Genomic DNA, 26,028 nt, shown 5'->3' with positions numbered 1-26,028 from the left:
CGTCGTCGGGGGTTCACTTCCGGCGGTCGCGCTTCTCCCGCACGCGCACCGAGATCCGCACGGGGCTGCCGTCGAAGCCGAACTCCTCGCGCAGGCGACGCTCGAGGAAGCGGCGGTAGCCGGCCTCGAGGAAGCCCGTGGTGAACAGCACGAAGGTCGGCGGCCGGGTGGCCGCCTGGGTGGCGAACAGCACCCGGGGCAGGCGACCGCCGCGCATCGGCGGCGGGGTCGCGGCCACAACCTCCTTGAGCCACGAGTTCAGACGTCCCGTGGAGATGCGCTTGTCCCACGACTCGAGCGCGGTCTCCATCGCCGGGACGAGCTTCTGCACGGCACGGCCGGTCTTGGCGGAGATGTTCACGCGCGACGCCCACGGCACCCGCAGCAGGTCGCGGTCGATCTCGCGGCCGAGCTCGTAGCGGCGGTCCTCGTCGACGAGATCCCACTTGTTGAACGCGATCACCAGGGCGCGACCCGATTCGACGACCATCGTGATCACCCGCTGGTCCTGCTCGGTGATGGGCTGCGAGGCGTCGATGAGCAGTACCGCCACCTCGGCCGCGTCGATCGCGCCGCGCGTGCGCAGCGACGCGTAGAACTCGGCGCCGGACGCACTGTTGACACGCTTGCGCAGACCTGCGGTGTCGACGAAACGCCACGGCTTGCCGCCGAGTTCGACGATCGAGTCCACCGGGTCGACGGTGGTGCCCGCGACGTCGTGGACCACCGACCGTTCGTCCCCGGCGAGCTTGTTCAGCAGGCTCGACTTGCCGACGTTCGGCTTGCCCACCAGCGCGACCCGGCGAGGTCCTTCACCGCCGGAGCCTTCGCGGGGCGTGGCGGGCAACTTGGCGAGCAACTCGTCGAGCAGATCGCCGGTGCCGCGACCGTGGGTGGCCGACACCGAATACGGCTGGCCGAGCCCGAGCGACCACAGCGTCGCGGCCTCGGATTCGACGCGGTCGTCGTCGACCTTGTTCGCGACCAGCAGCACCGGTGTCTTCGACCGGCGCAGCACTTTCGCGACGGCCTCGTCGACGCTGGTGGCGCCGACGGTGGCGTCCACCACGACGAGGATCGCGTCGGCGGTGCGCATGGCGACCTCCGCCTGGCGGGCCACGGATTGCTGCATGCCCTTCGCGTCGGGTTCCCACCCGCCGGTGTCCTGCACCATGAATCGCCGACCGTTCCACGACGCCTCGTACGAGACACGGTCGCGGGTGACGCCGGGGACATCCTCGACGACGGCTTCGCGTCGGCCGATGATGCGGTTGACCAGGGTGGACTTGCCGACATTGGGACGGCCGACCACGGCGACGGTCGGGACCGGAACGAACTCCTCGAGCTCGCTGCCGTCGGCGAACTCGACATCCCAGTCGGCTTCCTCCGACCAGGTGCCGTCGCCGGCGAAACCGGTGTAGTCGGTGCTCACGTCGTCGCTCACAGCTTCGCTCCAGTCTGCTCGGCGACCACCGCGAGCAACGCGGCGATCACCTCGTCGATGTTCATGTCGCTGGTGTCCACGACGACCGCGTCGTCCGCCGCGCGCAGCGGGGACACCGCGCGGGTGGAGTCGAGGTGGTCGCGGCGCTGCACCGCAGCGAGGACCGCCTCGTAGTCGTCGCCGCGACCCTCGGCGATGTTCTGGTTGTTGCGCCGATGCGCGCGGGCCTCCGCCGAGGCGGTGAGGAAGATCTTCACGTCGGCCTCGGGGAAGACGACCGTGCCGATGTCGCGTCCTTCGACCACCACGCGGTGCTCGGCGCGCCCGAGACGCTGCTGCGCCTCGACGAGCAGGGTGCGCACCTCGGGAACGGCGGAGACCGCGGAGACCGCGGCCGTGACCTCGGCGCCGCGGATGATCTCGCGCACGTCGTCCCCGTCGAGACGGATGTCCTCGATGGTGGGATCGGTGCCGATCGACCACGGCAGGTCGGCGGTGACCGCGGCGATCGCGGCCGGATCGGTCAGATCGGTGCCGCGGCGTAGGGCGTGCAGCGTCGCGATGCGATACATCGCGCCGGTGTCGAGGTAGGCGGCACCGAGATGCTGCGCGAGGCGCTTGGAAACGGTGGACTTGCCGGTGCCGGACGGTCCGTCCATCGCGACGATCAACGCGTCGGCCGGTGCGGCCGTCACAGCTTCACCGCCTGGTACAGGCCGCCGACCTCGTTGCGGCCGAGGACACGGAGCGTGCCGGGACGCTGATCGCCGAGCGCGACCGGCCCGATGTTGGTGCGCACGAGCCGGATCACGGGATGACCGACAGCGTCGAGCAGACGTCGCACGATGTGCTTGCGGCCCTCGTGCAGCACGAGCCGCACCAGCGACTGGCCTTCGTGAACCTCGAGCAGCGCGAACTCGTCGACCGAGGCCGGCCCGTCCTCGAGTTCGATACCGGCCTTGAGCTGCTTGCCGACCCCGCGCGCGAGCACACCCTTGACCGTCGCCAGGTAGGTCTTCGGGACCTCGTAGGACGGGTGCATGAGCCGGTGTGCGAGTTCGCCGTCGTTGGTGAGCAGCAGCAGCCCTTCGGTGTCGGCGTCGAGACGACCGACGTGGAACAGGCGCTGCCCGGCGGCGACGCGTTCGGAGACGATGTCGCCGACGCAGGGACGACCGAGATCGTCGGACATCGTGGACTGCCAACCGCGCGGCTTGTTCAGCACGAGGTGCACGAGATCCTTGTTGACGACGACGCGGACGCCGTCCACCCGGATCACGGCGTTCTCCGGGTCCACGCGCAGACCCTGTTCGACGACGATGTTGCCGTCGACCTCGACGCGACCTGCGGCGATGAGTTCCTCGGCCGCGCGGCGCGAGGCCACACCGGCCTGGGCGAGCACCTTCTGCAGCCGCACGCCTTCACCAGCGGGAAGCTGCACGGGGCCCGCTTCGCGATGCTGGTGACGCGCGGGGCGCGCGTTGCTCACGGTGGGAACGACACGCTGCGGGGTGCGCTTGGCGGCGGGACGACCGGGCTTGCCGGTCGAGGTGCCCTTACGGTGGGGTTTGCGGCCTGCGGCCGGCTGGGCCGGATTGCGGCCCGCGGCCGGCTGAGCAGGATTGCGGCCTGCGGCCGGCTGGGCCGGATTCGCCCGGCGATCGGAGCGGGGTGATTCGGCGCGCTCCCCCGAACGGGGAGCTCCTGCGCGTCCCGAGCGAGGCGCTTCGGTGCGTCCTCCGGAACGCGGTGCTTCGGTGCGTCCTCCGGAACGCGGTGCTTCGGTGCGCCCTCCGGAACGCGGGGATTCTGCGCGTCCCGAGCGGGATGCCCCGACGTTGCGCGTACTCGCGCTGCGGGGATTGTTTCTTCTACGGTCCGGTGTGCCATCACGGCGAGCGGGTGTATTCACTTGATTCCTGTCAGTTCTCTGGATCGAACTCCGCGGGCGAGAGAGTCTCGGGACGCGCGTTCTTACCCATTCTCTCAAATCGTGGGTCCGACTCGAGACTGTCGGCGATGTCGTCGATCACATCGACATCGGGCAGAAGCGGCGCAACGGGCGGAAGATCCTGAAGAGATGCCAGGCCGAGACGTTCGAGGAACAACTCGGTGGTGATGTAGAGAGTGCCACCGGTCTCGGGATCGGTGCCTGCCTCGGCGATCAGATCGCGGGCGAGCAGCGTGCGCATCACCCCGTCGACGTTGACGCCGCGCACCGCGCCGACACGGCTGCGGGTGACCGGCTGACGATAAGCGATCACGGCGAGAGTCTCGAGTGCGGCGCGGGTGAGTTTGGTGCGGGCGCCACCCTGCAGCAACTTCTCGACGTACGGCGCGAAATCGCGACGGGTGTAGAAGCGCCATCCGTCGCCCGCGTACCGCAGGTCGATACCGGATCCGCGCGCGGTGAGGTCCTGCGCGAGACGCCGCAGCGCGGCTTCGGCACGGTCGGCGGTGACCCCGATGGCGGTGGCGAGCGGCTCGGTGGGTGCAGGGGTGTCGACGACGAGCAACAGAGCTTCGAGGGCCGCGGTGAGTTCGTCGTCGGCGATATCGAGGAGCTCACCGTCCCATGCACGCTCCGGCGCGGCGGCATCGCTCACATGCTCCTGCGCGACGGTGTCCCCTGCGCGCTCCTGCGCGACGGTGTCCCCTGCGCGCTCCTGCGCGACGGCGTCGTCGCTCACCCGTAGTCCTCCTCGAAATCGACAGCGCTGTCGGCCTCCCCCGTCCACGCGACCTGCAGGTGCCCCAGCGGGTCGGGTTGCTCGAAGGTGACCGCGCGTTCGCGGTACAGCTCGAGCAACGCCAGGAACCGTGCGACGACCAGCAGCCCATGGTCGCAATCGGCGACGAGTTCGTCGAAACCGACCCAGGCGCCGGCGCCGCGGGCGCGGAGCAAGGCCAGGACGTGGGCGGCCTGCTCGGGAACCGACACCTTCGGGGTGTGCAGGTGGTCGAGACCGACGGTGGGGGGCGGTTTCGGCCGGAAGGCCGCGGCGGCGATCTCGGCGAAACGCTGTGGGTCGACGCCGAGCACGACCTCGGGCACCAGATTCTCGAAGCGGTCCTCCAGGGACACCGCGCGCGGATAACGGCGCAGGGCGGCGGCCTCGAACGCGGCGAACTGTTCGGCGATCTGCTTGTAGGCGCGGTACTGCAGCAGTCGCGCGAACAGCAGGTCGCGCGCCTCGAGCAGCGCGAGGTCCTCGGGATCGTCGACCTCACCGGAGGGCAGCAGCCGCGCGGCCTTGAGGTCGAGGAGAGTCGCGGCGACGACCAGGAACTCGGTGGTCTGGTCCAGGCCGAGTTCGGGTCCGAGCTTGCGGGTATAGGCGATGAAGTCGTCGGTGACCTCGTGGAGGGCGACCTCGGTGACGTCGAGGCGCCGCTGCGAGATGAGGGTCAACAGCAGGTCGAACGGGCCCTCGAAATTGCGCAGGCGCACGTGGAACCCCGAGGTGGTCTCCACCTCCGGAGGGGTCGGCCGGCTGGATTCCTCCAGAACCACCGCGTCGGCCTCCGCGTCGGGTGCCGTGCCGGTGTCCGCGGTGTCGTGGACGGGAGCGTGCACGGAGCTCAGCGACCGCTCCGGTGGATCACTTCCCGCGCGAGCGCGCGGTACGACTCGGCGCCGGCGGAGGTGGGCGCCCAGCGGGTGATGGGTTCACCGGCGACGCTGGTCTCGGGGAACTTCACGGTGCGGTTGATGACGGCGTCGTAGACGAGGTCGCCGAAGACCTCCACGACCCGGGACATCACCTCGCGTCCGTGCAGGGTGCGCGAGTCGAACATGGTGACGAGGATGCCCGCGACTGCAAGCTTCGGGTTCAGCCGGTCGCGGACCTTGGCGACGGTGTCGTTGAGCAGGGCCAGGCCGCGCAGGCTGAAGAACTCGCATTCCATGGGGATGAGCACCGAGTCGGCGCAGGCGAGCGCGTTGACGGTGAGCAGCCCCAGCGACGGCTGGCAGTCGACGAGGATGTAGTCGTAACGGTCGAGCATCGGGTACAGCGCCCGGCCGAGGGCCTGTTCGCGGCCGACCTCGGAGACGAGCTGGATCTCCGCCGCGGACAGGTCGATGTTGCTCGGCAGCAGGTCGAGGCCCTCGACGTGGGTGCGTACGAGCACGTCGTCGGTGGACACCCGCGGTTCGACGAGCAGGTTGTGCACGGTGAGGTCGAGGTCGTGGTGGGCGACACCGAGTCCGGCGGACAGCGCACCCTGCGGATCGAGATCGACGAGCAGGACGCGGCGCCCGTATTCGGCGAGGGACGCGCCGAGGTTGATCGTCGAGGTGGTCTTGCCGACCCCGCCCTTCTGGTTGCACATCGCGATGATGCGGGCCGGTCCGTGGGTGGACAGCGGCACCGGTTCCGGGACGGGTCGGCGCGGCCGGCCGGTCGGTCCGAGATCGGGCTCCGCGACGGTTCCTGCGGTGGTGGTCTGCTCGGTGGTGGACGATCTGTCGGCGTCCTCGCGGCCGTGCGTGCCGACCGGGACGGTGTTCGGCCGGAGGTGCTCCGGCTCCATGTACGTGGCGGGTGGCCGAGGTGTGCCCACGTTCGGTACTCCCCCTGTCTTGCGACCCAGATGTTCTCTCGTCGATCCGTCGGGTGGCCCGGCGGCTCTTCCCCGGAACGCTACCGCTTCGTCGCCTGGATCACCGCACGGACACGCGTCCGCCGCGGAGTCGGTCATCGCGCCCGGGGATGGGCCTGCGCCCACACCTCTCGGAGGGCACCGGCGGTGACCAGGGTGTATATCTGCGTGGTCGTCACAGAAGCATGCCCGAGTAACTCCTGCACCACACGTACGTCCGCGCCGCCGTCGAGCAGGTGGGTCGCGAACGAGTGTCGCAGCGTGTGCGGGGAGACCCCGACATCCACTCCGGCGCGGTCGGCGGCGGTCTGCAGCACCTTCCACGCGCTCTGCCGCGACAGACGTCCACCGCGGGCGTTGAGGAAGACCGCCGCGGTGCGGCCGGTCGCCAGCGTCGGTCGTCCGCGCACGAGATAGGCGTCGAGCGCGCCGAGCGCCGGGCGCCCGACCGGCACGAGCCGCTGTTTGCCGCCCTTGCCGCGCAACAGCACCGTGCGCGATTCGGTGTCGATGTCGTCGACGTCGAGCCCGACGGCCTCGGAGATGCGGGCACCGGTGGAGTACAGCAATTCGAGCAGCGCCCGGTCGCGCAGGTCGCGGGGACCGTCGGCCTCGGGCGCGGCGGCGTCGAGGATCGCGCTGACCTGGTCGACGGTCAGTGCCTTGGGCAGGCGGCGTCCGGGCGCCGGTGGTTTGACGGTGCGAGCGACATCGACGGGGGTCTGCCCCTCGGCGGCAGCGAAGCGGTGCAGACCGCGCACGGCGATCAGGGCCCGGGCGGCCGAGCTCGCCGCGAGCGCCGGGCGGTTCCGTTCCGGATCACCGCGGCGCAGGCCCGCGGCGAAATCACTGATGTGGTGTTCGTGGACGTCCGCGAGGTCGCCGACGTGCGCGTCGGTGAGGTGTTCGACGTAGCGCAGCAGATCGCGCCGATAGGAGGCGAGAGTGTTCGCCGCGACCCCTCGTTCGACGGTCAGGTGCGCCAGATAAGCGTCGAGTTGCCCGGTGAGTATCGGGGACGGCTGCGGAGCGACCTGCGTGGCGGGACGCTCCTCACCGGGCAGCACTGCTCACCCCTCCGCGCGGGTGCGGGCGAAGGCGAGCGGCCGGTCCGGCCACGGTGCGTCCGGTGCGCGGGTCGCGGTACCCGTCGCGCGGGCGGTCGCGAACGCGAGGAGACCGGACACCGCGGTGGCGTTGACGATCTCCCCGCGCAGCACCATCGCCACAGCGTCGTCGACGGGGACGCGGCGGACCTCGAGATCGGCCTCCTCGTGTTCCGGATCGGGGCGGTCGACCTCGCTCAGGCCGCGGGCGGCGAAGACGCGCACGGCTTCGTCGGTGAATCCGGGTGAGAGCGCGATGTCGACGAGGAGTTCCCACTCGGCGGCGGCCAGACCGGTCTCCTCGGCGAGTTCGCGACGGGCGGTGTCGAGGGGATCCTCTCCGGGGGCGTCGAGCAGCCCGGCGGGAAGTTCCCACAGTCGCCGGCCGAGCGGGTGACGGTACTGGTGCACGAGCACCACCCGGTCCTGCTCGTCGACGGCCACGACCGCCACCGCGCCGTGATGTTCGACCACTTCGCGTTCGGCGGTGCGCCCGTCGGGCATCGCCACATCGTCGACGCGCAGCGACACGATGGCGCCCGTGTAGATCCGCCGGCTCGCCAGGGTGCGGAAATCGTGTCGCTGCGCCATGTCGACTACTCGGCGTCGCTTGTGGTGGACGTCGACGCGGCCGTGGTGGCCTCCTCGGCAGCGGTGTTCTCACCGTGGATCTCGACCGGGAGCCGCTCGGCCGCCTTGTACTGCAGCGCGGCGGCGACGAGACCGGAGAACAGCGGGTGCGGGCGGGTGGGCCGGCTCTTGAGCTCCGGGTGCGCCTGCGTGGCGACGAAGAACGGATGCGTGGCAGCCGGGTACTCGACGAACTCGACGAGACGTCCGTCCGGGGAAGTGCCGGAGAACACCAGACCGGACTTGGCGATCTGGTCGCGGTAGGCGTTGTTGACCTCGTAGCGGTGCCGGTGCCGTTCGGAGACCTGCTCGCTGCCGTAGGCCCTGGCGACGACCGAGCCCTTCTTCAGCACGGCCGGGTAGGCACCCAGGCGCATGGTGCCGCCGAGATCGGCCTCGCCCGCGACCGCCTGTTCCTGGTCGGCCATCGTGGAGATGACCGGGGCGGTGGTGTCGGGATCGAACTCGGTGGACGAGGCGTCGTCGATGCCTACCGAACGCGCGGCCTCGATGACGACGCACTGCAGACCCAGGCACAGACCGAGCAGCGGGATCTTGCGGGTGCGGGCGAAGCGGATCGCGCCGAGTTTGCCCTCGATGCCGCGGATACCGAAACCGCCGGGGATCAGCACCGCGTCGACATCGCCGAGATGCTTCTCGGCGCCGGCCTCGGTCTCGCACTCGTCGGAGGCGACCCAGCGGATCTTGACCTTCGCGCGGTGCGCGAAACCGCCGGCGCGCAGCGCCTCGGTGACCGACAGGTAGGCGTCGGGCAGGTCGATGTACTTGCCGACGAGCGCGACGTCGACGGTCTCGCGGGGGTTGTGGACCCGCTCGAGCAGGTTGCCCCACACCGTCCAGTCGACGTCGCGGAAGGGCAGGCCGAGCTGGCGCACGACGTAGGCGTCGAGGCCTTCGCTGTGCAGCACCTTCGGGATGTCGTAGATGCTCGGCGCGTCGGGGCAGGAGATGCAGCCGGCGACGTCGACGTCGCACATCAGCGAGATCTTGGCCTTGAGCGAGGCCGGGACGTCGCGGTCGCAGCGCAGCACGAGGGCATCGGGCTGGATGCCGATGTTGCGCAGCGCCGCCACCGAGTGCTGGGTGGGCTTGGTCTTCAGCTCACCGGACGGGCCGAGATAGGGCACGAGCGAGACGTGCAGGAAGAAGCAGTTCTCGCGACCGACCTCGTGCCGGACCTGGCGGGCGGCCTCGAGGAACGGCTGCGATTCGATGTCGCCGACGGTGCCGCCGATCTCGGTGATCACCACATCCGGGACCTGGCCCTCGGCATCGGGGGCGGCCATCGCGAGGATGCGGCGCTTGATCTCGTCCGTGATGTGCGGGATGACCTGCACGGTGTCGCCGAGATATTCCCCGCGGCGTTCCTTGGCGATGACCGTGGAGTACACCTGGCCGGTGGTGACGTTGGCGTCGGCGGACAGGTCCCGGTCGAGGAAGCGCTCGTAGTGGCCGACGTCGAGGTCGGTCTCGGCGCCGTCCTCGGTGACGAAGACCTCGCCGTGCTGGAACGGATTCATCGTGCCGGGGTCGACATTGAGGTACGGGTCGAGCTTCTGCATCGTCACGCGCATGCCGCGTGCGGTGAGCAGAGTGCCCAGGCTCGACGCTGTGAGCCCCTTGCCGAGCGAGGACGCGACGCCCCCGCTGACGAAGATGTGCTTGGTAGGGGTACGCGAGTGGCGTGACTGTGGCAAAGAAGCTCCCGTGACGTCAGGTGCAGGACTTTTGGACTGATGCGATACAGCTGGGGCCTGCCGACCCACGGAACTTCACGGTAACACCTCCGTGGGCGGGCGCGTACCCGACTCGCGATTGCGGGCCCCCGGTGCAATCGACGTCACACGCCCGCCCGGCTGAGGACGGCCGCGGCGACGCTCAGCGGGCCGGGGAGCCGACCGTGACGGCGGTCGCGCTCGGTCCGGTCCCGTACCGGCCGCTGCCACCGTCGAACTGCTCGCGCAACGCGAGGACCGTCGTCAGGCGCCCCGATTCGCGGTCGAGGTTGTCCACCGTGGACAGGCCCGCGGCGAGCGCGGCATCGGCCCGCACCACCGCGATGGGGCCGTTGCCCTCCGCCGCCCCGGTTCGGCCCGCGAGGACCGCGCCGGCGCCGCGGCCGTCGACGACCCCGGCGAAGCGGGCGATCAGCGAACCGCGGTTGCCGCCGCGTTCGGCGTTGCCGCTGTGGTCGCCGGTCACGACGAGCGCGCTCTGGGCCGGTTCGACCTGGTCGTCCTCGTAGGTGACGAAGCCGCCGCTGCGCAGCGTGGTGAGCGCCAGGGCACGTTCCTCCGGGGTGCTCCGCGGCCGGCCGGTGGCCGGGTCGACGAGCAGTACCGCGCCGAGCAGATCCCCGGCGAGGCTGCCGGGGTCGACGGCGCCGGTCTGCAGTTCCACCCCGGCCGGCACGACGTTGGTGACGGTCGTGCGGAGTTGGTCGGCTCCGGTCGCGTCGACGAACGAGTCGGTCAGCGCAATGCGGGCGGTGACGCGACCCCCGGCGTCACCGACGGAGCGGACGACGGCGTCGACGTCCTCGGGTGCCGCGTCCGGGGTGGTCACGACGAGGATCGTGCGGTCGAGGAGCTCGTCGCGCACGATGCGTGGGCCGACGGTGGAGTCGAAACCGTCGCCGGCGAGCAGTTGCGCCTCGAGCCGGCTGCCGTGGTCCTCGGCTTGCTGGACCTCCCGGCGCAGCTCCGCCTTGTCGTCGCGCAGGCCGGTGACGACACTGTCGGCCAGCAGCCCGGAGCCGAGCACGATTCCGACTGCCAGGGCCAGGAACACCGCCACCAGGGAGACGACGTGATGGCGCATCGAGATCACGCGCGCAGACCCCGAATCCACTCGACGGCGTTCTCCCACCACTGGCGGGCGAGTTCGACGACGTCGCCCCCGAGGTTGGACACCGCGAGCGCGGCGATCACGGCGATCAGGGCCGCGAAGACGAGCAGGGCGATCACCCCGCCCGAGACCCGGCTGCGATAAAGGGTGGCCACCGCTTTCGCGTCGACGAGTTTCGGTCCGACCTTCAGGCGGGTCATCACCGCCGACGGGTTGGTGTCGCGGCGACCGTGGTCGAAGAACTCGTCGAGCGAGACGGTGCTGCCGACCGTCACCACCAGCGCTGCACCGTGATGCTCGACGAGCAGCAGCGCCAGATCGGTGGGCGTACCGACGGCGGGGAAGGTCATCGCGCCGATACCGAGATCCTGGATGCGCTCGAGGCCCCGGGCGTGGCCGTCCGGGTCGGCGGGCAGCACCACTTCGGCACCGGACTTGAGGGTCGCGGTGCCGATCTCGTCGGGATCCCCGACGATGAGGTCGGGACGGTAACCCGCCTTGGTGAGGCTGTCGGCGCCGGGACCGACACCCACCAGGATCGGCGAGTACTCCTTGATGAACGGCTTGAGGTCCTTGAGGTCCTGCACGTGCCCGGGACCGTCGGAGACGACGACCACGTGCCGGTCGCGCAGATCGAGGTCGATGTCGGGGATGCCGACGCCGTCTATGAGCAGCGGACTCTCCGACCGGATGAATTCGATGGTGTTGCCCGAGAACGCCTCGAGGTGGTCGACGAGCCCGGTCCGGGCTTCGATCATGCGGTCGGAGATCTCGATGTCGGTCTGCTCGTCGCCCTCGATGAGCATCCGCTCCCCCGCGTACACCCCACCTTCGTGCACCCGGACCTTCGCACCGTCCTTGATCTTCTTGAAGACCTCGGTGCCGACGTTGTCCACCAGCACGATGTCGTGCGCGACGATCACCTCGGGGCCGAGATTCGGGTACCGGCCCGAGATCGACGGGGACGCGTTGATCACCGCGGTGACGCCCGCCTCGACGAGCGCGTCGGCGGTGACGCGATCGAGGTCCACGGCGTCGAGGACGACCACGTCGCCGGGACCGATCCGGCGCAGCAGCTTCGCGGTGTTCCTGTCGACCCGGGCAATGCCACTCACTCCGGGCAACGTTTCGTTGTTACGGGACAGCAGCGCCGGCATCTTCATGGAAGAGATGATGCGCTGGTATACGAGTGAGGTTGTGGAGGCGCGCCGGGAGTCGTGTGAACATCATCCCGGCACCCCGACGGGCTCAGCCGGTGCGTTCGGCGTGGGCGACGGCGAGCAGTTCTTCGGCGTGCGCACGCCCGGTTTCGGTGTCGTCGAGCCCGGCGAGCATCCGGGCGAGTTCGGTGACCCGCTCCTCCTCGCTGAGGGTGTGCACCCCGCTGCTGATCACCCCGGCCCGGTCGTCGACCTTGTCGACGACGAGATGGGTGTCGGCGAACGCCGCGACCTGCGGCAGGTGCGTGACCACGATGACCTGATGGGTGCGCGACAGGCGCGCGAGGCGCCGCCCGATCTCGACGGCCGCGCGGCCACCGACCCCGGCGTCGACCTCGTCGAAGACCATGGTGGCGCCGCGCTCGGAGCCGGCGAGCACCACTTCGAGAGCGAGCATGACGCGGGAGAGTTCACCGCCGGAGGCACTGCGGGCGAGCGGGCGGGCCGGGGCGTCGCTGTGCGGCGCGAGCCGGAACTCCACCTCGTCGATCCCCGATTCGCCGGCGTGCAGCAGCCGGTCGCCGACCTGCAACGGTGCCGTGTCGCTTGCGGTCGCCGCGCGGTCGGCAATGTTCACGTCGAGCACGGCGCGCCCCATCGCGAGACCCGACAGTTCCTTGCTCACGGCCTTCGCCAGCTTGCCGGCGACCTTGTGTCGTGCCGTCGACAGGGCGGTGGCGGCTTCCGCGGTCGCGGCCGCTTCGGCCTCGACCTCGGCGGTGAGCTTGTCGATCGCCTCGGCGGAGACATCCAGACCGGACAGGCGTTCGCGGGCCTCGCGGGCCCACTCGAGCACTCCGTCGATGTCGGCGGCGTACTTACGGGTGAGGTTCTTCAGCTCCGCCTGCCGGTTGAGCAGCGTCTCGAGAGCGCTCGGGTCGGACGGCAGGTCGGACAGGTAACCGGAGATGTCAGCGGTGACGTCGGTGACCACCGCGATCGCTTCGCCGAGGCGGGGGCCGAGCTCGCGCAGAGCGGGATCGTCGCTGCCTTCGAGGCGGGCGCGGGCCTCGCCGAGCAGGTCGAGCGCCGCGGAGTACGCGTCGGCGTCGCCGTTGTCGTCGCCCGCGAGGGCGTCGTGCGCGAGGGTGGCCGCCTCGCGCAGCGAGTCGAGATCGGACAGGCGCCGCACCTCGTCGACGATGCGGGTGTCCTCCCCCGGTTCGGGTGCGGCGCGGTCGATCTCGTCGAGCCCGAAGTGCAGCCGGTCGGCCTCCTGCGCGAGTTCGCGTGACCGCTCGGTGCGTTCCTGCAGTTCGGTGCGGGCCTCGAGCCAGCGGCGCCGTCGGGTGCGGTACCGCTCGAGCAGACCGGCGACGGTCTTGCCCCCGAACCGGTCGAGCGCGGCGCGCTGTTCGTCGGGGCGCAGCAGCCGCAACTGGTCGTTCTGCCCGTGCACGGTCAACAGTGGGCCGGTGAATTCCGACAACGCCCCCACCGGCACACTGCGCCCCCCGAGATGGGCGCGGGAGCGGCCGTCGCTGCCGACGGTGCGGACCGCGATGATGCTACCGTCCTCGTCGCGCTGGGCGCCGGTGGCCTCGAGCAACTCGGCGATCCGCTGTTCGACATGGCTGGGCGCCGGTTCGATCTCGAAACGCCCCTCCACCACGGCGCGGTTCGCCCCGACCCGCACCCGGGACGGGTCGGCGCGCACCCCGGAGAGCAGGTGCAGGCTCGTCACGACCATCGTCTTACCGGCACCGGTCTCGCCGGTGAGCACCGTCAGACCCCCGTCGAAGCGCGCATACGCCTCGGAGATCACACCCAGGTTGTCGATCCGGATCTCTGCGAGCATCAGAGCTTCCTTCCCCGCCAGCCCTTCACCGGAAGTTCGAACTTGCGCACCATCCGATCGGCGAACGGTGCCGAATCCAGCCGCACCCAGCGGACCGGATCGCATCCCCGCACCACTTCGAGCCGCGCACCGGCCGGGACGTCCAGGATGCGGCGGCCGTCGCAGAAGACCACCCCGTCATGGCCACCGGCGAGGGTCTCGACGGCGATGATCGACTCGGGGCTGGTCACCAGCGGACGCGCGAACAACGCGTGCGCGTTGCTCGGGATCACCAGCAGCGCTTCGAGTTCGGGCCACACGATCGGTCCGCCGGCCGAGAAGGCGTAGGCCGTCGACCCCGTCGGGGTGGCGACGAGGACACCGTCGCAGCCGAAGGAGGAGACGGGACGGCCGTCGACCTCGAGGACCACCTCGAGCACCCCGAGCCGCGACTTGTTCTCGAGACTGGCTTCGTTCAGCGCCCAGCCGCGGTCGAGGACCTCGTCGTCCATGCGCACGGTCACGTCGAGAGTCATGCGCTGTTCGACGCGGTATTCGCGGCGCACCACCTGCATGAGCGCTTCTTCGAGGTGTTCGGCCTCGGCCTCGGCGAGGAAGCCGATGCGGCCGAGGTTGATGCCGAGGACCGGCACCGCCGAATACTGCGCGAGTTCGGCGGCCCGGAGGAAACTGCCGTCGCCGCCGAGGACGATCACCATCTCGCAGCCGGCGGCCGCTTCCGGGCCGGGTTCGACGACGCTGATGAAGCTGCCCGGCAGGGCGAGGACACCGAGTCCGTTGCTCACGGCCTCGTCGTCGAGGGTGCGCAGGCCGATGCCGGCCTCGCCGAGAATCTTGGCGACCCGCAGCGCGGTGCCGGCGATCTCATCGCGCCCCGAATGGGAGACCAACAGGATTTCCCGGCCCGATCGCGCCGCGACGGTCTCTTCGCTCACTGTGGTCCTTCCTGCACCGCACGCTCGATCAGTTCGATCACCGATGGGTCGAGATCCTCCGGCCCCGGCTCGCCGGCCCGCAGCCACAAGAAGTACTCGACGTTGCCGGACGGCCCGGGCAGCGGGCTCGCCACCGCTCCGAGGGTGCGCAAGCCCTGCCGCTGCGCTTCGCGCGCGACGTCGAGCACCGCCTCGGTGCGCAATGCGGGATCGCGCACCACACCGCCGCTGCCGACTCGGTCCTTCCCCACCTCGAACTGGGGTTTGACCATCGGCAGTAGGTCGCCGCCCGGGGCGACACAGGCCACGAACGCCGGCAACACCAGTGTCAGGGAGATGAACGACAGGTCGGCGACCACCAGGTCGACGCGCCCACCGATCGTCTCGGCGTCGATGCTACGCACATTTGTTCGATCGATCACGTGGACACGCTCGTCGGACTGCAGCCGCCAGACCAGCTGGCCGTACCCGACGTCAACCGCGACGACCTCCGCGGCACCTTCGTGCAGCAGCACATCGGTGAAACCACCGGTCGACGCGCCGGCGTCGAGACAGCGACGCCCCGTCACCTGCAGTCCCTCCGGCGCGAATGCCTCGAGGGCACCGAGGAGCTTGTGGGCGCCACGGGATGCCCAGGAGACCTCGTCGCTCACCTCGGTGACGATCAGCGGGGTGTTCGGTTCGACGGCGGTCGCCGGCTTGGAGGCCACGGTGCCCGCGATCAGCACCCGACCTGCGGTGATCAGTTCGCTGGCGTGCTCACGTGAGCGCGCCAGACCCCGCCTTACCAGTTCCGCGTCGACGCGTGCCCGGCGTGCCACGTCAGATCTTGTCCACGGTCGACAAGGCTTGCACGAGGACCTCGTGGGCCTGTTCGAGCATCTCGGCCTGGTCGAGCAAGACGGACTGGTCGGTGCTCGCGGCGTCGGCGACGGGTGCGCCCTCCCGCACACGCGTCAACAACGCGTCGACCTCTTCGCGGACGCGTGCGGGATCGACAGTGGGGCGCGTGCCGGGAAGGTGTTCGCCCGGACGTGGAATCGGCGTGCTCATCACGGTCCACGCTAGTCGATGGGTGCGACCGCGCCACACCCTCCGGTGCCGATCAGACCGTCGCCGTCCACGCGTCCACGACGGAGCGCGCATGCTCGCCCAGCGGCCGGACCTGCCCGAAACCGGGGTTGGCCCAGGCGATGTCGAGAAGACCCCGAAGCGCCTCCATAGGATCGATCGCCGACTGCGTGGCAGCGAGGTGAAGATCACCTCCGTCGACCCTGACGTCCCACGAGGTGTGCGGAGCGACGCGAAGTCGGTCGGCAGGCTGATCGAGGCTCGCGAGCGAGGCTGCGACATAGGTCGGGCGTTGCTCGGCCGGGGCCCGGAGCAGATCGTCGACGGTGCTCACCCCGGTCAGCACGAGGAGAGAATCCGCACCCACGGCGTTGGCGCCTTCGATGTCGGTGTCCAGCCGGTCGCCGATCACGAGGGGACGCTGGGCGCCACCGCGACGGATCGCGTCCTCGAGCAGCGGCGCAGCGGGCTTGCCCGCCACGATCGGGGTCGCGCCGGTGGCGTTGCGCACCGCCGCGACCATCGATCCGTTACCGAGGACGAGCCCGCGTTCCGTGGGCAGGGTCGAGTCGACGTTCGTGGCCACCCACAGGGCGCCGGCGCGGACGGCGAGCGTCGCCTCCGCGAGGATCGCCCAACCGGTATCCGGGGAATGCCCCTGCACCACGGCCACCGGATGCGCGTCCGCCGACCGAACCGGGGTGAGACCGACCGCGGCCACCTCCTCGGCGAGGGCGTCGGTTCCGACGACGAGCACCGGTGTGCCGGCGGGGAACCGCTCGGCGAGCAGGCGCGCAGCGGACTGCGAGCTCGTCACCACGGACGAATCCTCGGCCGGGAAGCCGAGTTCCCGCAGGTGCAACGCGACCTCCCCGGGCCGGCGGCTGGCGTTGTTCGTGACGTACAGAACGGTGTCGTCACCGGTAGCCAGCGCCTCGCGGGCGCCCGGGACGGGTTCGGCGCCCCGGTAGACGGTGCCGTCGAGGTCGAGCAGCAGGACGTCGTAGATCCGACGCAGTGTGTCGCGGGGGGCGGTACCTGTGGCCGGATCGGTGCCGTCTGTCACGGCGCCTCTCCGGTGAGCTCCTCCACCCGTTCCTCGGCGTCGGTGACGCCTTCGATGTCTGCGGCTGCGGAGTGCAGGAACCATTGCAGGCCTTCTTCGGTCCGTCCGGCGGCCACGAGGGCGTCGGCGTAGGCGTAGAAGAGTCGGGCTGCAGGCGTCCCGGTGCGTTCCGGATCGAGGTCGGGCGTCTGCAACGTGACGACGGCCTGGTCGTACTGGCCGAGATCCATGCGGGCGCCGGCGAGGACGATGCGCAGCTCGGCGGCGTCGTCGCCGGTCAGCTTGCGTGCATCGTCGCCGCGTCCCAGCTCGAGTGCCTTCTCGGGACGGCCGAGGCCGCGTTCGCAGTCGGCCATCACGGCGAGCAGTCCCGTGCCACCGGACATACGGCGGGCTGCACGGAGTTCGGACAGTGCCTCCGCCCACTCACCGGCGTGATACGCCGTGATGCCGGCGGCCTCGCGGACGACGGCGATGCGGCCGGCGCGCTGTCGGGCGGCCCGGGCATGGGACAGCGCGGCACGGGGATCGTCCTCGAGCAACCGACCGGCCATCACCAGATGCCGGGCGACGCTGTTCGCGTTCGACTTGTCCAGGCTCAGCAGGTCGCGACGAATGGTGGGATCGAGCTCGGACGCCTCGACGTCGTCGGGCAGATCGGGCTCGTCCGGACGTGCGTCGCGACGCTGTGGCGCGACACCTTCGCGCCCGCGAGACGGACCGAATCCACCTTCACCACCGCGACGGCGGGGTGCACCCTCGCCGCGGCGGTCGCCGGACTGGGGTCCTCGACGGTCGCCCGAGTAGCCCCGGCGGTCGCCTCCACCGCGCTGGTCACTACCGCGCTGGTCGCTACCGCGACGGTCGTCGCGAGTGCCATAGCTGCGCTCGCCGCGGGGACGGTCCGCACCCTGGCGGGGACGGTCACTGTACTGCCGACCGCGGTCGTCGCTGCGACCGGGACGATCCTCGCTGCGACGGGGGCGCTCGTCGCCTCCGGAGCGTTCGCGGTAGGGACGGTCGCCGCGGTCGGAACGGGCGTCGTCGCGGCCGCGATCGCGGCGGTCTCCACCCTGGTAGGTGCGGCGGTCGTCGCCGTGCTGGGGACGGCGATCGTCGCCGCTTCGAGGGCGACGGTCCTCACTTCGCTGAGGATGCCGATCATCGCTGCGCGGAGGACGTCGATCGTCACCGCGCTGGGGACGACGGTCGTCCTCCCGGCCGGACGAACGTCCGCCGGTTCCGTAACCGCCCTGCCGGCGGTCGTCACCGCGCCCGCGTTCGTCGCGGTCGCGCGGTGCACGCTCGCCGCGGCTGTCGTCGGCGCGTTCGTCGCGTTCGTTCTTGCGGCCCGACCACGGAGTGGATCCTCCACTCCTGAAGGACCGACGTTCACCGTTGCCGTCGGACACAGAAAAATCCTCTCATGAAAACGCGAAAGGGGACCCAAACGAGTGGGTCCCCTTTCGGAACGGGTGTTCGGCGGTGTCCTACTCTCCCACACCCTGTCGAGTGCAGTACCATCGGCGCAGACAGGCTTAGCTTCCGGGTTCGGAATGGGACCGGGCGTTTCCCTGTCGCTATGGCCGCCGTAACTCTATGAAACAGTAACCACGCACCGAACCGGGTTCACCCCGCGGGGTGTTTCCGGTTCTGATGTGTGTGTTGTTTCAGATACCGCACAGTGGACGCGTAACATCTTCGTGGTAAGTCCTCGGCCTATTAGTACCGGTCACCTCCACCCATTGCTGGGCTTCCAGTTCCGGCCTATCAACCCGGTGGTCTGCCGGGGGCCTTACCCCCTCGAGGGGGTGAGAAACCTCATCTTGGAACAGGCTTCCCGCTTAGATGCTTTCAGCGGTTATCCCTTCCGAACGTAGCCAACCAGCCATGCCCCTGGCGGGACAACTGGCACACCAGAGGTTCGTCCGTCCCGGTCCTCTCGTACTAGGGACAGCCTTCCTCAAGTTTCTAACGCGCGCGGCGGATAGAGACCGAACTGTCTCACGACGTTCTAAACCCAGCTCGCGTGCCGCTTTAATGGGCGAACAGCCCAACCCTTGGGACCTACTCCAGCCCCAGGATGCGACGAGCCGACATCGAGGTGCCAAACCATCCCGTCGATATGGACTCTTGGGGAAGATCAGCCTGTTATCCCCGGGGTACCTTTTATCCGTTGAGCGACACCGCTTCCACATGCCGGTGCCGGATCACTAGTCCCGACTTTCGTCCCTGCTCGACCTGTCAGTCTCACAGTCAAGCTCCCTTGTGCACTTGCACTCGACACCTGATTGCCAACCAGGCTGAGGGAACCTTTGGGCGCCTCCGTTACATTTTGGGAGGCAACCGCCCCAGTTAAACTACCCACCAGGCACTGTCCCTGAACCAGATCATGGTCCGAGGTTAGAGGTCCAATACGATCAGAGTGGTATTTCAACAACGACTCCACCCATACTGGCGTATGAGCTTCACAGTCTCCCACCTATCCTACACAAACCGAACCGAACACCAATACCAAGCTATAGTGAAGGTCCCGGGGTCTTTTCGTCCTGCCGCGCGTAACGAGCATCTTTACTCGTAATGCAATTTCGCCGAGTCTGTGGTCGAGACAGCAGAGAAGTCGTTACGCCATTCGTGCAGGTCGGAACTTACCCGACAAGGAATTTCGCTACCTTAGGATGGTTATAGTTACCACCGCCGTTTACTGGGGCTTAAATTCTCAGCTTCGCCACCGAAATGGCTGACCGGTCCTCTTAACCTTCCAGCACCGGGCAGGCGTCAGTCCGTATACATCGTCTTACGACTTCGCACGGACCTGTGTTTTTAGTAAACAGTCGCTTCTCTCTGGTCTCTGCGACCACCCCCAGCTCACGGAGCAAGTCCGGTCACCGAGCGTGGTCCCCCTTCTCCCGAAGTTACGGGGGCATTTTGCCGAGTTCCTTAACCACAGTTCTCTCGATCGCCTCGGTATTCTCTACCTGACCACCTGTGTCGGTTTGGGGTACGGGCCGTGTACCAACTCACTAGAGGCTTTTCTCGGCAGCATAGGATCACTGAATTCCCCTCAACGGGTACGCATCACCTCTCAGGCTGTGTGAATGGCGGATTTGCCTACCATTCGCCCTACCGGCTTACACCAGGTATTCCATCACCTGGCCCAGCTACCTTCCTGCGTCACCCCATCGCTTGACTACTACAATCGGGGTCCCGTGCAGCCATCCCCCGAGCCCCCGAAGGGACACAGGAGACTTTTGGACGGTTAGCACAACTGATTCGCCATTGGGCGCGGATACACGGGTACGGGAATATCAACCCGTTGTCCATCGACTACGCCTGTCGGCCTCGCCTTAGGTCCCGACTCACCCTGGGCGGATTAACCTGGCCCAGGAACCCTTGGTCATCCGGCGGACGAGTTTCTCACTCGTCTTTCGCTACTCATGCCTGCATTCTCACTCGCATGGCCTCCACACCTGGATCACTCCGGCGCTTCCACGGCCACACGACGCTCCCCTACCCATCCACACCACTGCACAAGTTTCCGCAGAAACAAGTGGGTGTTGTGTGAATGCCGCGGCTTCGGCGGTGTACTTGAGCCCCGCTACATTGTCGGCGCAGAACCACTTGACCAGTGAGCTATTACGCACTCTTTCAAGGGTGGCTGCTTCTAAGCCAACCTCCTGGTTGTCTCAGCGATCCCACATCCTTTTCCACTTAGTACACGCTTAGGGGCCTTAGCCGGCGATCTGGGCTGTTTCCCTCTCGACTACGAAGCTTATCCCCCGCAGTCTCACTGCCGCGCTCTCACTCACCGGCATTCGGAGTTTGGCTGATTTCGGTAAGCTTGTGGGCCCCCTAGACCATCCAGTAGCTCTACCTCCGGTGAGAAACACGCGACGCTGCACCTAAATGCATTTCGGGGAGAACCAGCTATCACGGAGTTTGATTGGCCTTTCACCCCTACCCACAACTCATCCCCTCAGTTTTCAACCTAAGTGGGTTCGGGCCTCCACGACGTCTTACCGTCGCTTCACCCTGGCCATGGGTAGATCACTCCGCTTCGGGTCTAGAACATGCCACTACAGGTCGCCCTATTCGGACTCGCTTTCGCTACGGCTACCCCACACGGGTTAACCTCGCGACATGCCGCTAACTCGCAGGCTCATTCTTCAAAAGGCACGCCATCACCCACCACGAACTGAATCGTGCATCGGCTCTGACGGATTGTAAGCGCACGGTTTCAGGTACTATTTCACTCCCCTCCCGGGGTACTTTTCATCTTTCCCTCACGGTACTTGTCCGCTATCGGTCACCAGGGAGTATTCAGGCTTATCGGGTGGTCCCGACAGATTCACACCGGATTTCACGGGCCCGGTGCTACTCGGGTATTCGTATCGACAGTCGCCGTGTTTTCGTCTACGGGATTCTCACCCTCTACGACGGGCCGTTCCAGACCACTTCGACTAACACGACGATTTCTCACTGTCGGCCGGCATGGCAGCGCCGACACAACGAACCCCACAACCCCGAATACACAACCCCTGCCAGGTATCACATGTACTCGGTTTAGCCTCATCCGCTTTCGCTCGCCACTACTCACGGAATCACATGTTGTTTTCTCTTCCTGTGGGTACTGAGATGTTTCACTTCCCCACGTTCCCTCCACACACCCTATATATTCAGATGCGGGTAACACGACATCACTCGTGCTGGGTTTCCCCATTCGGAAATCCTCGGATCACAGCTCGGTTGACAGCTCCCCGAGGCATATCGCAGCCTCCCACGTCCTTCATCGGCTCCTGGTGCCAAGACATCCACCGTACGCTCATAAACACTTACAACAAAGATGCTCGCGTCCACTGTGCAGTTCTCAAACAACACACAACACCGAATACTCACCCCGCCGTTACAACGGAACTTTCTTCGACATCGTCGCTGAAAAAACACATCGCGTGTTCCCTCAGGACCCAACAGTGCACCGATATAACCACCGCGGAGAAGAACATGGCCTTCCCACATTGCGATGATGCTTGTCAGCGTTCCACCCATGAGCTTCTGCCGTTCCACCTGTGGGAACGAAACAGTCTCTGCCCGTGAGGAATTCACCTGTGTGAACCCTCGCCGGGAGAAGTGCTCCTTAGAAAGGAGGTGATCCAGCCGCACCTTCCGGTACGGCTACCTTGTTACGACTTCGTCCCAATCGCCGATCCCACCTTCGACGGCTCCCTCCCACGAGGGGTTAGGCCACCGGCTTCGGGTGTTACCGACTTTCATGACGTGACGGGCGGTGTGTACAAGGCCCGGGAACGTATTCACCGCAGCGTTGCTGATCTGCGATTACTAGCGACTCCGACTTCACGGGGTCGAGTTGCAGACCCCGATCCGAACTGAGACCGGCTTTAAGGGATTCGCTCCACCTCACGGTATCGCAGCCCTCTGTACCGACCATTGTAGCATGTGTGAAGCCCTGGACATAAGGGGCATGATGACTTGACGTCGTCCCCACCTTCCTCCGAGTTGACCCCGGCAGTCTCCTGCGAGTCCCCACCATCACGTGCTGGCAACACAGGACAAGGGTTGCGCTCGTTGCGGGACTTAACCCAACATCTCACGACACGAGCTGACGACAGCCATGCACCACCTGTCTACCGGCCACAAGGGAAACCACATCTCTGCGGTCGTCCGGTACATGTCAAACCCAGGTAAGGTTCTTCGCGTTGCATCGAATTAATCCACATGCTCCGCCGCTTGTGCGGGCCCCCGTCAATTCCTTTGAGTTTTAGCCTTGCGGCCGTACTCCCCAGGCGGGGCGCTTAATGCGTTGGCTACGGCACGGATCCCGTGGAAGGAAACCCACACCTAGCGCCCACCGTTTACGGCGTGGACTACCAGGGTATCTAATCCTGTTCGCTACCCACGCTTTCGCTCCTCAGCGTCAGTTACTGCCCAGAGACCCGCCTTCGCCACCGGTGTTCCTCCTGATATCTGCGCATTTCACCGCTACACCAGGAATTCCAGTCTCCCCTGCAGTACTCGAGTCTGCCCGTATCGCCTGCAAGCCCGCAGTTGAGCTGCGGGTTTTCACAGACGACGCGACAAACCGCCTACGAGCTCTTTACGCCCAGTAATTCCGGACAACGCTCGCACCCTACGTATTACCGCGGCTGCTGGCACGTAGTTGGCCGGTGCTTCTTCTGCAGGTACCGTCACTTGCGCTTCGTCCCTGCTGAAAGAGGTTTACAACCCGAAGGCCGTCATCCCTCACGCGGCGTCGCTGCATCAGGCTTGCGCCCATTGTGCAATATTCCCCACTGCTGCCTCCCGTAGGAGTCTGGGCCGTGTCTCAGTCCCAGTGTGGCCGGTCGCCCTCTCAGGCCGGCTACCCGTCGTCGCCTTGGTAGGCCATTACCCCACCAACAAGCTGATAGGCCGCGGGCTCATCCTGCACCGAAAAACTTTCCACCCCTCACCATGCAGCAAGAGGTCATATCCGGTATTAGACCCAGTTTCCCAGGCTTATCCCGAAGTGCAGGGCAGATCACCCACGTGTTACTCACCCGTTCGCCACTAATCCACCCAGCAAGCTGGGCTTCATCGTTCGACTTGCATGTGTTAAGCACGCCGCCAGCGTTCGTCCTGAGCCAGGATCAAACTCTCCGTTGAAGACTCACAATCACCCCCGAAAGGGCAATCAGTCAAAGACCAAAGAGTCAAATCACTAGCAAAAAACTCAAACTAGCAAAACACTGAACCACCGCAGACGGAAGAATGCGATGTCCAGCAACAACCACCGAACAAAATTCGATGGCCGCACCAAAAATTATTTGGCACTGACATTCATCGGCACACTGTTGAGTTCTCAAAGAACACGCACACACCATCACGTTCCGGACACCTGTCCGACTCGCTCTGAGGCAACCGTTCCAAGCTATCACATCCGAATCCAGAGCCGCAACTCGTCGCGTTCCTTGCCTCTTCCGTGAGAGCCGATCGATGCGACATCGAACATGCCTGTTTCCGAACCTCTCGGTCCGGCGGGCTGTTCGGTGTCGCTCGAACGACGACTAAGTTACGCCGACGCTAACGAGCCGTCAAATCCGCTGGTCAGAGGCTCGCCAGCGTCGACAAACAGCATCAGTCGCGGACGACGCGGACGCCGGCGAAGTTCCGCTTGCCCCGACGCAGGACGAGCCAGCTACCGTGCAGCAGCTCTCCGTCCTGCGGGGTCCACTCCTCCGAGGAGATCCGGACGTTGTTGACCGACGCCCCGCCCTCCTTCACGGCGCGACGCGCAGCGCCCTTGCTTTCGCACAGTCCCGACGCGACGAGCAGGTCCACGATCGTGTCCGGCTCGCCCGCGCGGAGCTCGGTCACGGATGCCTCGGTCAGCGCGGCCGCGAGGGTGGACTCGTCGAGCTCGGCGAGTTCCCCTCGGCCGAACAGTGCGCGACTGGCCAACTCGACGGACGCAGTGTTGTGCGCACCGTGAACGAGCGTCGTCATCTCCGCAGCAAGCCGCTTCTGGGCCTCGCGTGCGTGAGGGCGCTCGGCGGTGGCGGTCTCGAGTTCGACGAGTTCGTCCTTGTCGAGGAAGGTGAACCAGCGCAGGTACTTCATGACGTCGGCGTCGGCCGCATTGACGAAGTACTGGTACCAGGCATACGGGCTGGTCATCTCGGGATCGAGCCAGAGGCTGCCACCGCCGGTGGACTTGCCGAACTTCTTGCCGTCCGAGGAGGTCACGAGCGGAACGGTCAGGGCGTGCACGCTCGCGCCGTCGGTTCGCCGGTTGAGCTCTACACCGGCGATGATGTTGCCCCACTGGTCGGAACCGCCGACCTGCAGCGCACATCCGTACTCGCGGCGCAGCTGCACGTAGTCGTTGGCCTGCAGCAGCATGTAGCTGAACTCGGTGTAGGAGATGCCGTCGCCCTCGAGCCGGCGCTTGACGGTGTCGCGAGCGAGCATCACGTTGACCGAGAAGTGCTTTCCGATGTCGCGCAGGAAATCGACGGCGGACAGGTTGCGGGTCCAGTCGAGGTTGTTCACGACCACGGCTCCCGTCGAGGAGTCGTCGAACTCGACGAACCGCTCGAGCTGTCCCCGAATCCGTCCTGCCCATTCGGCGACGGTGTCGGCGGAGTTCATGGTCCGCTCCCCCACATCGCGCGGGTCGCCGATCATGCCGGTTGCGCCACCTGCGAGAACGATGGGCCGGTGGCCGGCGCGCTGGAAGCGTTTGAGAGCGAGGAGCGGAACGAGGTGACCGGCGTGCAGGCTCGGGCCGGTCGGATCGAAACCGGCATAGAGGGTGATCGGACCCTTGTCGAGTTCGCCTCGAAGTGCGTCGAGATCGGTCGATTGCGCGATGAGACCGCGCCAGGTCAGTTCGTCGAGGATGTGCTCAGTCACCGTTCGATCATCCCATCACCCCCGAGGGGCGGCGGGTGCGCGTGGGCTGCGCCGGTACGCGGAGACTCCGATGGCACCGGGAACCCACAACCGCCACGGCCTGTCGGCGGCGACACTGATCCCCACCCGCGGACCCCGTGCGACCTCGCCGACCAGCGGCTCGGCCGAAAGCTCCAGGCGCACCCGGGCATCGGATGCACTCACGTCGATACCGTTGTCGGCCAGGTCGAGGCCGAGGGCCGCGGCCAGATTCCCGGGTCCTCGAGCGAGGTTGGCGAACGGCGTGCCGGGGGTGCGACGGGCGCGGGCTGCCTGTTCTCCGTCGACGACCTCCCCACCTCGTAACAGCACTGCCGCGGCGGTGCCGTCGGGACCGAGGGAGATGTTCGCGCAGAAGTGCAGGCCGTAGCTCCGGTAGACGTACAGATGTCCTGCGGGCCCGAACATGACGGAATTGCGCGGGGTGGGCCCTCGATACGAGTGCGCAGCGGGGTCCGGCCACGGTCCGTCCTCGGGTCCGCCGTAGGCCTCGACCTCGGTCAGCAGGACGGTGGTCTCCCCCACCCGGATAGTCGCCCCGAGCAGCGCTTCGGCCGCCTCGACCGGATCGAGTCCCTCGAGCTCGCCGCGAACGGCTCTGCGGTAGCGGCTCAGTCCGCACTCCATCCGGCGACACCGCGCGCGGCGAAGTCCTCGTGCTCGGCATCGGTGACCTCGCGGGCCTCGTCGACGAGGAGGACGGGGATGCCGTTCTCGATCGGATACGCCCGCCGCAGGCGCGGGTTGTACAGGACCGCGTCGTCGACGAGAAGCAACGGCCCCTTGTCCTCGGGACAGGCCAGAATGCTCAGCAACGTGGGATCGACAGCCACGGAT

Annotated in this window: 21 protein-coding genes and 3 rRNA genes; 1 reads left to right on the top strand and 23 read right to left on the bottom strand. The window is 67.3% G+C overall.

Annotation, left to right across the window (positions count from 1 at the left end; all coding sequences use genetic code 11):
• Positions 1 to 13: 13 nt before the first annotated feature.
• From der to GON09_RS04195, 17 genes are all read right to left on the bottom strand, one after another.
• Positions 14 to 1,444: a ribosome biogenesis GTPase Der gene (gene der / locus GON09_RS04275; protein WP_213930737.1), complete on the bottom strand. Its 1,431-nt coding sequence runs from the start codon at positions 1,442 to 1,444 to the stop codon at positions 14 to 16.
• Positions 1,441 to 2,103, bottom strand: a complete 663-nt coding sequence (gene cmk / locus GON09_RS04270) for a (d)CMP kinase (RefSeq protein ID WP_213934274.1) — start codon at positions 2,101 to 2,103, stop codon at positions 1,441 to 1,443. The genes der and cmk overlap by 4 nt, the downstream gene beginning before the upstream one ends.
• Positions 2,104 to 2,135: 32 nt before the next feature.
• Positions 2,136 to 3,356 (bottom strand): pseudouridine synthase, encoded by a 1,221-nt coding sequence (locus tag GON09_RS04265; protein WP_307854304.1) that lies wholly within the window; start codon positions 3,354 to 3,356, stop codon positions 2,136 to 2,138.
• A gap of 10 nt (positions 3,357 to 3,366) precedes the next feature.
• Positions 3,367 to 4,134, bottom strand: a complete 768-nt coding sequence (scpB, locus tag GON09_RS04260) for an SMC-Scp complex subunit ScpB (protein WP_374195277.1) — start codon at positions 4,132 to 4,134, stop codon at positions 3,367 to 3,369.
• Complete coding sequence (locus tag GON09_RS04255) at positions 4,131 to 4,958, bottom strand: segregation and condensation protein A (RefSeq protein WP_307854497.1); 828 nt, start codon at positions 4,956 to 4,958, stop codon at positions 4,131 to 4,133. The genes scpB and GON09_RS04255 overlap by 4 nt, the downstream gene beginning before the upstream one ends.
• Before the next feature lie 68 nt (positions 4,959 to 5,026).
• A complete protein-coding gene (locus tag GON09_RS04250; RefSeq protein WP_374195276.1) occupies positions 5,027 to 6,010 on the bottom strand; it encodes a ParA family protein in 984 nt (327 codons plus the stop codon).
• Between the two features lie 134 nt (positions 6,011 to 6,144).
• Positions 6,145 to 7,062, bottom strand: coding sequence for a site-specific tyrosine recombinase XerD (xerD, locus tag GON09_RS04245; protein WP_213934270.1), 918 nt, complete (start codon positions 7,060 to 7,062; stop codon positions 6,145 to 6,147).
• A gap of 57 nt (positions 7,063 to 7,119) precedes the next feature.
• Positions 7,120 to 7,746 (bottom strand): NUDIX domain-containing protein, encoded by a 627-nt coding sequence (locus GON09_RS04240; protein ID WP_213930735.1) that lies wholly within the window; start codon positions 7,744 to 7,746, stop codon positions 7,120 to 7,122.
• Positions 7,747 to 7,751: 5 nt separating this feature from the next.
• Positions 7,752 to 9,503, bottom strand: coding sequence for a CTP synthase (locus GON09_RS04235; protein WP_213930734.1), 1,752 nt, complete (start codon positions 9,501 to 9,503; stop codon positions 7,752 to 7,754).
• 181 nt (positions 9,504 to 9,684) lie between these two features.
• On the bottom strand, positions 9,685 to 10,635 hold the full coding sequence (locus tag GON09_RS04230; protein WP_213930733.1) for a copper transporter: 951 nt from the start codon (positions 10,633 to 10,635) through the stop codon (positions 9,685 to 9,687).
• A complete protein-coding gene (steA, locus tag GON09_RS04225; protein WP_213930732.1) occupies positions 10,632 to 11,816 on the bottom strand; it encodes a putative cytokinetic ring protein SteA in 1,185 nt (394 codons plus the stop codon). Before steA ends, GON09_RS04230 begins: the two co-directional genes overlap by 4 nt.
• A gap of 85 nt (positions 11,817 to 11,901) precedes the next feature.
• A complete protein-coding gene (gene recN, locus GON09_RS04220) occupies positions 11,902 to 13,671 on the bottom strand; it encodes a DNA repair protein RecN (protein WP_213930731.1) in 1,770 nt (589 codons plus the stop codon).
• The gene (locus GON09_RS04215) at positions 13,671 to 14,606 is read right to left on the bottom strand and encodes an NAD kinase (protein ID WP_213930730.1); all 936 of its coding nucleotides are present in this window, start codon (positions 14,604 to 14,606) and stop codon (positions 13,671 to 13,673) included. The genes recN and GON09_RS04215 overlap by 1 nt, the downstream gene beginning before the upstream one ends.
• Positions 14,603 to 15,427 (bottom strand): TlyA family RNA methyltransferase, encoded by an 825-nt coding sequence (locus GON09_RS04210; RefSeq protein WP_213930729.1) that lies wholly within the window; start codon positions 15,425 to 15,427, stop codon positions 14,603 to 14,605. The genes GON09_RS04215 and GON09_RS04210 overlap by 4 nt, the downstream gene beginning before the upstream one ends.
• 1 nt (position 15,428) lies before the next feature.
• Entirely contained in the window at positions 15,429 to 15,659 is a 231-nt protein-coding gene (locus tag GON09_RS04205) for a hypothetical protein (protein ID WP_213930728.1), read from the bottom strand.
• 52 nt (positions 15,660 to 15,711) lie between these two features.
• Positions 15,712 to 16,743 carry an HAD-IIA family hydrolase gene (locus tag GON09_RS04200; protein WP_213930727.1) on the bottom strand — a complete coding sequence of 344 codons (1,032 nt, stop codon included), beginning with the start codon at positions 16,741 to 16,743 and terminating at the stop codon, positions 15,712 to 15,714.
• Positions 16,740 to 17,297 carry a hypothetical protein gene (locus tag GON09_RS04195; RefSeq protein WP_374195275.1) on the bottom strand — a complete coding sequence of 186 codons (558 nt, stop codon included), beginning with the start codon at positions 17,295 to 17,297 and terminating at the stop codon, positions 16,740 to 16,742. Before GON09_RS04195 ends, GON09_RS04200 begins: the two co-directional genes overlap by 4 nt.
• 6 nt (positions 17,298 to 17,303) lie before the next feature.
• Here GON09_RS04195 and GON09_RS28960 point away from each other — a divergent pair, with 6 nt between their 5' ends.
• Positions 17,304 to 18,173, top strand: coding sequence for a hypothetical protein (locus GON09_RS28960; protein WP_374195274.1), 870 nt, complete (start codon positions 17,304 to 17,306; stop codon positions 18,171 to 18,173).
• Between the two features lie 47 nt (positions 18,174 to 18,220).
• Here GON09_RS28960 and rrf read toward each other — a convergent pair.
• The 6 genes from rrf to GON09_RS04165 form a co-directional block, all read right to left on the bottom strand.
• Positions 18,221 to 18,337, bottom strand: a 5S ribosomal RNA gene (gene rrf / locus GON09_RS04190).
• 108 nt (positions 18,338 to 18,445) lie between these two features.
• Positions 18,446 to 21,581 (bottom strand): 23S ribosomal RNA (locus GON09_RS04185).
• 300 nt (positions 21,582 to 21,881) lie between these two features.
• Positions 21,882 to 23,403, bottom strand: a 16S ribosomal RNA gene (locus GON09_RS04180).
• The 16S, 23S and 5S rRNA genes sit together here, the layout of an rRNA operon.
• 471 nt (positions 23,404 to 23,874) lie before the next feature.
• Positions 23,875 to 25,152, bottom strand: coding sequence for a tyrosine--tRNA ligase (gene tyrS / locus GON09_RS04175; RefSeq protein ID WP_213930726.1), 1,278 nt, complete (start codon positions 25,150 to 25,152; stop codon positions 23,875 to 23,877).
• A 15-nt stretch (positions 25,153 to 25,167) separates the two neighbouring features.
• Positions 25,168 to 25,818 (bottom strand): DNA-3-methyladenine glycosylase, encoded by a 651-nt coding sequence (locus GON09_RS04170; protein ID WP_213930725.1) that lies wholly within the window; start codon positions 25,816 to 25,818, stop codon positions 25,168 to 25,170.
• Positions 25,803 to 26,024, bottom strand: a complete 222-nt coding sequence (locus GON09_RS04165) for a Trm112 family protein (protein WP_213930724.1) — start codon at positions 26,022 to 26,024, stop codon at positions 25,803 to 25,805. Before GON09_RS04165 ends, GON09_RS04170 begins: the two co-directional genes overlap by 16 nt.
• Positions 26,025 to 26,028 lie beyond the last annotated feature (4 nt).

The organism is Rhodococcus sp. B50 (genome assembly GCF_013602415.1).
Lineage (GTDB): Bacteria > Actinomycetota > Actinomycetes > Mycobacteriales > Mycobacteriaceae > Rhodococcus.
The sequence above is the reverse complement of the archived record's forward strand: the minus strand, read 5'-3'. Positions and strand labels throughout refer to the sequence as shown.

Bases quoted from the DNA above. Each gene is read 5' to 3' on its own strand.
- recN (WP_213930731.1), bottom strand. From the start codon at position 13,671: ATGCTCGCAGAGATCCGGATCGACAACCTGGGTGTGATCTCCGAGGCG.
- GON09_RS04240 (WP_213930735.1), bottom strand. From the start codon at position 7,746: ATGGCGCAGCGACACGATTTCCGCACCCTGGCGAGCCGGCGGATCTAC.
- cmk (WP_213934274.1), bottom strand. From the start codon at position 2,103: ATGGACGGACCGTCCGGCACCGGCAAGTCCACCGTTTCCAAGCGCCTC.
- steA (WP_213930732.1), bottom strand. From the start codon at position 11,816: ATGAAGATGCCGGCGCTGCTGTCCCGTAACAACGAAACGTTGCCCGGA.
- GON09_RS04205 (WP_213930728.1), bottom strand. From the start codon at position 15,659: ATGAGCACGCCGATTCCACGTCCGGGCGAACACCTTCCCGGCACGCGC.
- GON09_RS28960 (WP_374195274.1), top strand. From the start codon at position 17,304: ATGCCGGGCGACGCTGTTCGCGTTCGACTTGTCCAGGCTCAGCAGGTC.
- GON09_RS04195 (WP_374195275.1), bottom strand. From the start codon at position 17,297: ATGGCCGGTCGGTTGCTCGAGGACGATCCCCGTGCCGCGCTGTCCCAT.
- GON09_RS04170 (WP_213930725.1), bottom strand. From the start codon at position 25,818: ATGGAGTGCGGACTGAGCCGCTACCGCAGAGCCGTTCGCGGCGAGCTC.